Here is a 6,429-nt window from a genome sequence, read left to right as displayed (position 1 = left end):
TGTTCAGGAAAAGCAGGATCGTGTGACCGAACTTGAAGAGGCGCTGGAAGACGCTGGTGGCACCGACCCAGACATCGAGGCAGCGCTTGAGGAAGCAAACAACGATCTGCAGGACGCCATCGACACGGCTGAAAGCTTGGAAACCGAAAAACAGGATGCTGTCGAATACGATCAAGCGGTTGCTGAGGTCGAGGACTTGACAGAGGCCGTTGAAGATCAAGCGCTGACTGAACGCGAAGCACTGGAAAACGCGGCAAACAAGCCCGTCACAGACGAGGTTGAGGCGGCAGTAAAATCACTGCTTGGGTTAGATGGCTAATAGTATTGGCTTGTTATTCTGCAAGCCGATGGTGGCCGGGTCGACCATGTCTTTACCACGAGCATGGCCGGCCCGGCGTCGTGTCGACACCACCTGACTAGATGGATGGAGTTACGCGTTTAGCGCCGTGAACGCATTTAGGTCGCTCAAAAATAGACCCGCTCCGATACGGAGCGGGCTTTGCAGTATCCTGATTTGGTCGCCGTAACCCGGAAGCGTGATGGCTTGCAATCGTCGTTTCAGGCGTCTTTGTTTGTCTCATCCAGTCGCTTGTTGTTAATGATGTCAGTCAGTGCATTCTCGATAGGAGGGAAGCGATTGGTGCTCGAATTTTCGGCGTTGGAACGCGCGCCGTGAACGGCGACATTTGAGGACTGCATAGATGCAGGAACACAAGGCTCAACCCCAATGGCAGACTTGATCATTCTTTTCCCCTTCGACAAAGCCGGGCTTTTTAGAATAGCCCTGCGGGGAGTAGTATGAGATAAACACTTTGAACACTCAGAGAATACATTGTTCACGTTCGGTTAATGTTGTCGCCCCGGTGTGAACAAAAGGTTGGGATATTCTTGCTGCTTGGAAAAACCTGCCAATCAGGTGAACCCATCCAGCAGTGGCATTATTTGAGCAGGACAGTTCAAAGAATGCGGTTGCTATTAATCGGTATTGCGCTTCTTAGCTGGCGCCGTTGTTCTAGATTCACGGGAACCGTCATGCCAACGGTGACATGTTTATTCGAGATGCTGTGATATTTTATGTGGTGCTCTTAGGTTCATATTATAAAAATTAAATAAAAACAAAAAATTGCATCATAAGTTCGAAGACTCCTCGGTCCGCAACTGGTTTCCTCTCGCCCAACGAATGGCGGCGACTTGCTGCACCCAAATTCACAAGGCGCTGTTCTGCCTGTTCCTATGCAAATCCGGCGGCCAATCTTTGCAGGGTCGTCTCATTTTGATCTTTGTCAAGGTTGAGCGCGGCCCGCCGAGATACAGTCACCAATGTATCAGGAGGTCTTGCATGGAAGGACTAGTCGAAATTGGGCGGACATTTGTTCAGGCGATGCGTGAACGCAACGGCTTGGCAAGTGTTGACGAGATGTATGCGGAAAACGCTCAGTCCATAGAGGCGGTTGTGCCTCCGGTGCGGCAATTTCGGATTACAAAGGGTCGCGACGCGATCAAGGCAAAGCGGGAAGACTGGCTGAAAACGCATGAAATCCAAACGCTTACGGCAGATGGCCCTTTTGTTCATCCGCCCAATCGCTTTGGGGTGCGTTTCAATGCCGAGGTCGTGCAGAAAGACACCGGACAAAAAATGAACCTTAGCGAGATTGCCATTTATTCCGTTGAGGATGGCAAGATTGTACTGGAAGAGTTCTTTATGTTGCCAAAATAGCGAACGGTGCCTGGCAACGCGGGATCCCAAACGGTTGCGGAGATTTCAGGAAGCCTCGCCAGGTCCGGCGCTGCAATCAAGTACGCCCAATCAAAATGGGCGGTTGACTGGTCGGTCCGGGGCCTGGTGGGTAGATGGATTTAGGTTTGCAGCATTTTAGCACTCTGCCCGGATCGGAGAACCCAGATGACGGAACGCTCACCTGACAAGCTGTCTGCTGAGGCAGGGCTTCGTGCGTCAGATACCGACAAGAATGCCCCGCCACACCCCTATGAGAAACTTGACCGCGCAACGCGCGCGGCCCTTGCCCGTGCCACCGCCGGTGTTTCCCCGCATTCGATAATGGCCACCTGGATGGATTGGGCCCTGCACTTGGGTCGTTCCCCCGGACGCCAGCTTGAACTGACAGAACGCGCGGCACGCGATGCGGCCAAACTCTGGGTCTATGCCAGCGAGATGGCGACCGGTGCGAAGGCCGCTCCGCCTTTTCAGCCACGCAAGCAGGATCACCGTTTCAATGCGCTTGGCTGGCAGAAGGCGCCATTTTCCTTTTGGCAGCAGGCCTTTCTGAGCGCGCAGGATTGGTGGCAAGCCGCAACGGACGAAATGCCGGGCATCGCCCCCCGCGACGCCGAACGCGCCCAATTTCAGGTTCGCCAGGCGCTTGATCTTGTCTCTCCTTCGAACTTCCCGTGGTCAAACCCGGAAATCATCAATCGCACGTTCCAGATCGGCGGTCGCAATTTGATAGAAGGCGCCGCTCACTTTCTTGAGGATGTTGCCCATACCATAACGCAAGAGCACGAACCTGCCCCTGAGGGATATGAAATCGGAAAAGACATTGCCGCGACCCCCGGCAGGGTCGTTTATCGCAACGCGCTGTTCGAGCTGATTCAATACACACCGCGCACCAAGCGCGTGCAGGCCGAACCGATCCTTTTCGTGCCAGCATGGATCATGAAATATTATGTGCTCGACCTGTCCCCGGAAAACTCCATGGTGCGTTATCTGGTCGAGCAGGGCTTTACCGTGTTCATGATTTCCTGGGTCAATCCCGCGGCTGATCAGGCTGATCTCAGCCTCGAGGATTATCGCCTGAACGGTGTCATGGCCGCGATCGATGCGATCGAAAAAATCGTTCCGGGCCAAAAGATCCACGCCAATGGTTATTGCCTTGGCGGCACACTTCTGGCGATTGCAGCTGCGGTGATGCAACGCGATGGCGATGACCGGCTTGCAAGCGTTACGCTGATGGCGGCGCAGGTTGATTTTGCCGAAGCCGGTGAGCTTTTGCTGTTCATCGATGACAGTCAGGTCGCTTTTGTCGAAGACCTGATGTGGTTGCAGGGCTATCTTGACCGCCCTCAGATGACGCGAACTTTCACGACAATCCGCGCCGAGGATCTGATCTATGCCCGGGCTGTCCGTCGCTATTTTCTGGGTGAAGACGACCTGCCTACGGATCTGACCGTCTGGAACAATGATACGACCCGGATGCCGGCGCGAATGCATTCCGAGTATTTGCGCGGCCTGTTCCTGGAAAACCGGCTGAGCGCTGGGCGCTTTTCTGTCGAAGGCCGGGTTGTCGCGCTCAAGGATATACGGGTTCCCATGTTTGTGGTCGGAACGGAATCCGACCACATTGCTCCGTGGCGATCAGTGTACAAAATTCGGCTGTTTACCGACGGAGACCTCACCTTTGTGCTGACCAACGGTGGTCACAATGGCGGTATCCTGAGCGAGCCGGGGCACAAGCACCGCCACTACCGGCTGGGCCACAGGCCGGCGGACGCGCTGTATACCTCGCCGGATGAGTGGTTTGAGTCGGCCGAAGAAAACCAAGGCTCCTGGTGGCCTGCGATGGTGGATTGGATCAAAGACCGCTCATCGGGCGAAACTGCGCCGCCGCCGATGGGCGGAAAACGAAGGGGGGCAGAAAACCTGCCCAAAGCGCCGGGCAGCTACATTCATCAGACCTGAAACCGGTGGCGAGGGTCAGACCTGTCAGTGCGTGGTCAAACACCCTTGGACATCATGCATACGCCCTTCGGGTGCAATCGAGATTTTGGTCGCTCGGTTGGATCTGGGACATTGCGATGGATCAAGCCTTGCTGCGGCGCAGTTGTGTTATCCTGCAGGTCTTCGAAACCCTGTGCCACTTTTGCGGCTTTGTCGAATGCCAAGCCCTCAATTTGCAACGAAAAGAGGATATACACAGATGATTTCGGGCGGATGTATCTGGAGAGTTGGACCATGACACGCGCAATGGTTTTGAACGAGGCTGGCCGCGCGCTGGGACTGGAAGACATCGAACTTCCGGCACCGGGCGCTCATGATATCGAGATCCAGATCGAGGCTTGTGGTGTTTGCCGCACGGATCTTCACATCGTCGATGGTGACCTCGAACATCCTGAACTTCCACTGGTTCCGGGCCACGAAATCGTTGGGCGGATCGTTCGAAAGGGAGATGCCGTAACAGGGCTGGAAACCGATCAGCGCGTGGGCGTGCCATGGCTTGGGTCCACATGTGGACAGTGTGCTTATTGCCATCGCGCCCAGGAAAACCTGTGTGACGCGCCGGTGTTCACGGGATACACGCGCAACGGTGGATTTGCCGAAGCCTGCCTTGCGGATGCACGGTATGTCTTTGCCCTGCCAGAGGTCGCCGATCCGGTTGCACTGGCGCCGTTGTTATGTGCCGGGCTTATCGGGTTTCGCTGTCTGCGAATGGCCCAGGATGCCAAGAATATTGGGTTCTATGGATTCGGCGCCGCCGCGCATATCCTTGCACAACTGGCCGTCTGGCAGGGCCGGAATGTCTATGCGCTGACCCGGCCCGGCGATATCGAGGCGCAGAAGTTTGCGCGTGATCTTGGTGCGGTTTGGTCTGGTGGGTCCGACGAACGACCACCGGTGGAACTGGATGCTGCAATCATATTCGCACCTGTCGGGGCCCTTGTGCCCAAAGCGCTGCAAGCTGTCCGCAAGGGCGGTCGCGTGGTTTGCGGCGGAATTCACATGAGCGACATTCCGTCCTTTCCCTACAGCGATCTTTGGGGGGAACGTCAAATCCTGTCTGTCGCAAACCTGACGCGTCAGGATGGTGAGGAGTTTTTTGCAATGGCCCAAGCCGCAGGCATCCAGACGCGGACCCAAAGATATTCACTGAAGGACGCCAACACAGCCCTCGCGGATCTGAGCGCCGGGCGATTGCAAGGGGCAGCGGTTTTGGTTCCCTGACCAATGGTCTGTCGCGCCCCGCACCGGCTCGACAAGTCACAGCGGAGGTCAGCATCTGAAATTCGGGGGTAGGTTTAAGCAAACGGATCCTGATTGTGGAATGGATGAAACACCGGAACATGAAAGACCGCTCAGGGTGCTGGGATGCCGCCCACCTGCGCCGGTCACGATCATACCGGCGGACCCGTGGACGATCATGCGCCAACACTCAAACTGGACCTGTCAGCTGAGGGAAGGGCAGAGAGCTTGTTTCCATTCAGCGTGCTGAAAATGCTGGCTTTGTATCGTAAATCGGCTTTTGGTGCCGCAGAGAACGAACATTGGTGTCATGCCTGACAATTGTGTCATTGATATTTACATTTAAATATATGAAAAATATCTATTTAAATTAAAGTCAACGAAAAAGTTTTTCAAACGATCTTGGTTTTCGTCAATACGTTTACAAAATTTTGTTTCAAATCCAGTAATTTGTTGTGAAATTTTCCACCGCCTTTCCATTATTGAAATGCACATAAGTGCGCTTTCGTCTGCTGGAAGAGGAGCCAGACGACGAGAGAAAGGGAAATGGGAGGAATTAATGACCAACAAATCTGTCACACGCCGCGGCGTGTTGAAGTCTGGTGCCGTTGCAGGCACCGGTCTGGCCCTGCCTACGATCTTCACGGCTTCGTCGGCTGCCGCTTACACCAATGAACCAACCGGAGGGTCCGTGACCCTGGGCTTCAATGTTCCCCAGACCGGGCCGTATGCGGAAGAGGGCAATGACGAACTGCTGGCGCAACAGCTGGCGGTGGAACACCTGAACGGCGAAGGCGACGGCGGTTGCCTGAACACTTTCACGTCGAAGGCGCTGAAGGGCAATGGTATCCTCGGCAAGAAGGTCGAGTTCGTCACTGGTGACACCCAGACCAAGTCAGACGCTGCGCGTGCATCCGCAAAGTCGATGATCGAAAAAGATGGCGCGATCATGATCAACGGCGGGTCGTCGTCGGGCGTGGCCGTTGCGGTTCAGGGCCTGTGTCAGGAAGCGGGTGTGATCTTTATGGCGGGTCTGACCCACGCCAACGACACGACCGGCAAGGACAAGAAGGCCAATGGTTTCCGCCATTTCTTCAACGCCTACATGTCGGGCGCTGCGCTTGCGCCGGTGCTGGCCGCCGAGATGGGCAACGACCGCCGCGCCTATCACCTGACGGCGGACTACAACTGGGGCTGGACTCAGGAAGAGTCGATCGTCGCCTCGACTGAAGCTCTGGGATGGGAAACGGTCAACACCGTCAAAACGCCACTCGCGTCAACAGACTTCTCGTCCTACATCACTCCGGTTCTGAATTCGGGCGCGGACGTTCTGGTTCTGAACCACTATGGCGGCAATATGGTGAATTCGCTGACCAACGCGATTCAGTTCGGCCTGCTCGACAAAGTTGCCAACGGCAAGGACTTCAAGATCGTCGTGCCGCTGTATTCGGAGC

Annotated in this window: 6 protein-coding genes; 5 read left to right on the top strand and 1 reads right to left on the bottom strand. The window is 55.4% G+C overall.

Annotated features, from left to right (window positions below; genetic code table 11):
- A partial coding sequence (locus AC2FNN_RS20835; protein WP_496760347.1) for a hypothetical protein occupies window positions 1–319 on the top strand: 319 nt, incomplete at its 5' end.
- 239 nt (window positions 320–558) lie between these two features.
- On the opposite strand, the gene AC2FNN_RS20830 is transcribed toward AC2FNN_RS20835, so the two are convergent.
- Window positions 559–744 (bottom strand): hypothetical protein, encoded by a 186-nt coding sequence (locus AC2FNN_RS20830; RefSeq protein WP_496760345.1) that lies wholly within the window; start codon window positions 742–744, stop codon window positions 559–561.
- A 595-nt stretch (window positions 745–1,339) separates the two neighbouring features.
- Here AC2FNN_RS20830 and AC2FNN_RS20825 point away from each other — a divergent pair.
- The 4 genes from AC2FNN_RS20825 to AC2FNN_RS20810 form a co-directional block, all read left to right on the top strand.
- Window positions 1,340–1,717, top strand: a complete 378-nt coding sequence (locus AC2FNN_RS20825; protein ID WP_496760344.1) for a SnoaL-like domain-containing protein — start codon at window positions 1,340–1,342, stop codon at window positions 1,715–1,717.
- Window positions 1,718–1,903: 186 nt separating this feature from the next.
- A complete protein-coding gene (locus tag AC2FNN_RS20820; protein WP_496760342.1) occupies window positions 1,904–3,697 on the top strand; it encodes a PHA/PHB synthase family protein in 1,794 nt (597 codons plus the stop codon).
- A 273-nt stretch (window positions 3,698–3,970) separates the two neighbouring features.
- Window positions 3,971–4,957, top strand: coding sequence for a zinc-dependent alcohol dehydrogenase family protein (locus AC2FNN_RS20815; RefSeq protein ID WP_496760341.1), 987 nt, complete (start codon window positions 3,971–3,973; stop codon window positions 4,955–4,957).
- A gap of 577 nt (window positions 4,958–5,534) precedes the next feature.
- Window positions 5,535–6,429 (top strand): ABC transporter substrate-binding protein (locus AC2FNN_RS20810; RefSeq protein ID WP_496760339.1); only part of this gene is annotated, 895 nt, incomplete at its 3' end.

It is taken from the genome of Ruegeria sp. BHSA118 (assembly GCF_059613405.1).
Note: the sequence above shows the minus strand (reverse complement) of the source record. Positions and strands in the feature narration are given on the sequence as shown.

Coding starts and splice junctions, on each gene's coding strand:
- AC2FNN_RS20830 (WP_496760345.1), bottom strand. CDS start 744: ATGATCAAGTCTGCCATTGGGGTTGAGCCTTGTGTTCCTGCATCTATG.
- AC2FNN_RS20825 (WP_496760344.1), top strand. CDS start 1,340: ATGGAAGGACTAGTCGAAATTGGGCGGACATTTGTTCAGGCGATGCGT.
- AC2FNN_RS20820 (WP_496760342.1), top strand. CDS start 1,904: ATGACGGAACGCTCACCTGACAAGCTGTCTGCTGAGGCAGGGCTTCGT.
- AC2FNN_RS20815 (WP_496760341.1), top strand. CDS start 3,971: ATGACACGCGCAATGGTTTTGAACGAGGCTGGCCGCGCGCTGGGACTG.